This window comes from Rhodococcus sp. R1101, assembly GCF_000278445.1.
Taxonomy (GTDB): domain Bacteria; phylum Actinomycetota; class Actinomycetes; order Mycobacteriales; family Mycobacteriaceae; genus Rhodococcus; species Rhodococcus gordoniae.
Genome location: NZ_AJVB01000534.1, coordinates 1 through 2,493, shown reverse-complemented (window position 1 = coordinate 2,493; position 2,493 = coordinate 1). Strand labels below are relative to the sequence as shown.

The 2,493-nt window shown below is 66.6% G+C and carries 2 protein-coding genes, 2 pseudogenes and 1 riboswitch; of the genes and pseudogenes, 2 read left to right on the top strand and 2 right to left on the bottom strand.

The features are described 5' to 3' along the window. Positions 1 to 307 (top strand): annotated as a pseudogene (locus tag R1101_RS0121140) (hypothetical protein); the annotation flags it as partial. 15 nt (positions 308 to 322) lie between these two features. On the opposite strand, the gene R1101_RS0121135 reads toward R1101_RS0121140, so the two are convergent. Both R1101_RS0121135 and R1101_RS0121130 read right to left on the bottom strand, forming a co-directional pair. Further along, complete coding sequence (locus tag R1101_RS0121135; protein ID WP_026003549.1) at positions 323 to 532, bottom strand: DUF2945 domain-containing protein; 210 nt, start codon at positions 530 to 532, stop codon at positions 323 to 325. A 76-nt stretch (positions 533 to 608) separates the two neighbouring features. After that, positions 609 to 1,934, bottom strand: a complete 1,326-nt coding sequence (locus R1101_RS0121130; protein WP_198420312.1) for a DUF2254 domain-containing protein — start codon at positions 1,932 to 1,934, stop codon at positions 609 to 611. Between the two features lie 111 nt (positions 1,935 to 2,045). Continuing rightward, positions 2,046 to 2,136, top strand: a riboswitch (glycine riboswitch). A 143-nt stretch (positions 2,137 to 2,279) separates the two neighbouring features. Between R1101_RS0121130 and R1101_RS31180 the strand changes: the two are divergent. Next, positions 2,280 to 2,493: pseudogene (locus tag R1101_RS31180) on the top strand (DMT family transporter); the annotation flags it as partial.

Below are 2,493 nucleotides of genomic sequence, written 5' to 3'. Positions count from 1 at the left end.
GGCCCGGTCCCTCCGTCCGCGTTCCCGGATCGCTCGCCGGCAACCCGACGCCGGTCCAGCTCCCGCTCCTCCCCCGGGTCCGCTGCGCGGCGGCCGCGTCATCGGAGTTCTCGAACGCGGGGCCGTCACCGCCTCGATCCTCGCCGGATGGCCGGAAGGGATCGCCGTCATCATGGCCGTCAAAGGCCTCGCCCGCTATCCCGAACTGCGCGAGCCGAACGCTTCGGAACAGTTCATCATCGGCACGTCCACGTCGGTGCTGTGGGCGGTCGCGGTGTGCGGCGTCGGTCGAGCACTGATCACCTGACCGTCGATCTTCACATCAGATCTTCTGCAGCGCACTTCCCTTGTGCATCGCGACGTGATCCGTCTTGGCGCTCCGAATCTCGTACTGCGGCTCGTCTTCGCTGCACCGCCGCATGCGTCCTTTGAATTCCACGTCCTTCGTGTGCTTGTCGATGATCACACCTTCGACGTATCCGGCTTCCGAATTCCATCGGACGTGGTCACCGACGGAGAAGTGGGTCGCCATGTCTTCGTCCTCCCGATCGGCCGTTTCCTGTGACAGACGGGTAGCCGCCACCCGCCGGTCCTACACCGCAGTCCGGTCAGATCGGTCGGTGTTCTGCGGGATCCGCCGCCCCCTCTGCGACGGCGCGGAACCGTTCCAGGTCGTCCGGATGGAATTCCGGCCGGGCGACGACCGAGTCGACGAGCATGCGCAACTGGTGTTGCAATGCCGGCACGTACTCGACGCGTCCCTGCTCCGAGACGTAGGCGACGAGCATGCGCAGCACCCGGGCGAGCGCTGTGGCGACGTGCAACTGCGCCGAACCGGCTTGTCGGATCTGCTCGAAGGCATGCTCGATGTACTCCTCGGGAGACAGGATCCACGGGCGTAACAGGATCCGACCCTCCGCACCCGCGATCGCCGGCGCCGGATTGTCGGTGACCAGTAATGTGCGCAGGAGACTTCCGAGCCGCAGCACCACTTCGGTCGCGGTCGTCGGATCGTTGATCGCCTGGCTCAACGCGCGCAGCGCGATGTCGACGAGTTGCCGCAGCGCGAAGTCCACGTCCTGCTGCATGGTACGTACATTCGAAATCTCCACGGCCGCCTCGAGTCGCCGTAGCGTCACAGCCCGCTCCGGCGTCGGATGGATCCGCAGAAGAGGTTCCCCGCGGTGGATGTACGCGCCGGGTCGTGTCTCCATTCGTACAACGGCCCCCGGCGGGACCACGGCGAGAACGAGCTCGGCCGGCGCCTGGGTCACCCAGCCGTCACGCGGGGCGTACACCGTCGCACCTTCTGAGAAATCCGATTCCGGCACCCGCTCCGCATGGAGCTCGCGGTTCGCACTGCGACCCGTGTGCGAGATGACATTCTCGGCTTCCGACGCGATGCTGCGCACGACCTCACCGACCTGCAGACCGTGAGCCAGCCGATTCAGATAGGCGATGATGAGCACCACGGTCGACACTGCGAGGGCCACCGCGAGAGTGGTCGACAGCGTCGGGGCCGGCGCCGCCTCGTCCGCGCCGATGTGGCGCAGCGCCAGTACGCAATAGACGAACGTCGCGACCAGCATTCCGATGACCGTCTGGCTGACACGATCCCGGATGAAGGAGCGCATCACCCGCGGCGAGAACTGACTGCTCGCCAACTGCAGGCTCACCACGGTCAACGAGAAGACGACACCGGCGGTGGTGATCGTGGCGCCCGCCACGGTGCTCAGCAACCAGATCGCCGCATTGCTGTTCATCTTCATGCCCCAGGGGAAGGGGTCGACGCTCCGATCGATGTAGCCGCTCACCTCCGCGAGCACGGCTCCGGCGACGACGATGAGGGCGGGCAGGGCGAACAGACTCTCCCGAAATCGGTACACCCCCGCAGCGATCCGCAGCTGTATCCACGATCTCGGCAGAGTGCTCATGCCCACCAAGCTAACCACCGAGTGCCGGTACTGCGGGTACTCGCATCGAACGTCCCTGCGGATCGGTCGTTGCCGGTCCATGAGATACTCGACGGACAACTGAACAGCCACCGAACCGCGGCGGGAGAGTCCCGCACACAGCGGGCGCCGAAGGAGCAACCTCCCCGGGAATCTCTCAGGCCCCCCAGACCGCCACGGCGAGGCTCCTCTGGAAAGCAACTCTTCCGGGTTCACCGAAGGTGTAGGCGGATCACGTCCGCGAAAGCTCTCAGGTCCGATGACAGAGCGGGGAACGACATCACCCGCTGGTGCTCTCTTCGAGCACCCTGGACCCGAGGAAGACGTGTGACCGTTTCCCTGGGCGCGCCGCCGCGCGCCGGTACTTCGCTGTCCGCGCCGCCGCGCGCCGGTACTTCGCTGTCCGAGCCGAGTGGCCCTGTTCTCCCTCCCTCCCCCACTCCGACGTCGCCGCCGCGTGCGAACCGGCGGCTCGGGATCGCCGCGATCGTGTTGTCCGCGACGGCGATGGGTGCCGCCGGCCTGTTCGGCCGCAAGGCCA

What these genes read in the sequence shown, in the direction of transcription:
- R1101_RS0121130 (WP_198420312.1), bottom strand. Translation starts at nt 1,934, where the DNA reads ATGAGCACTCTGCCGAGATCGTGGATACAGCTGCGGATCGCTGCGGGG.
- R1101_RS0121135 (WP_026003549.1), bottom strand. Translation starts at nt 532, where the DNA reads ATGGCGACCCACTTCTCCGTCGGTGACCACGTCCGATGGAATTCGGAA.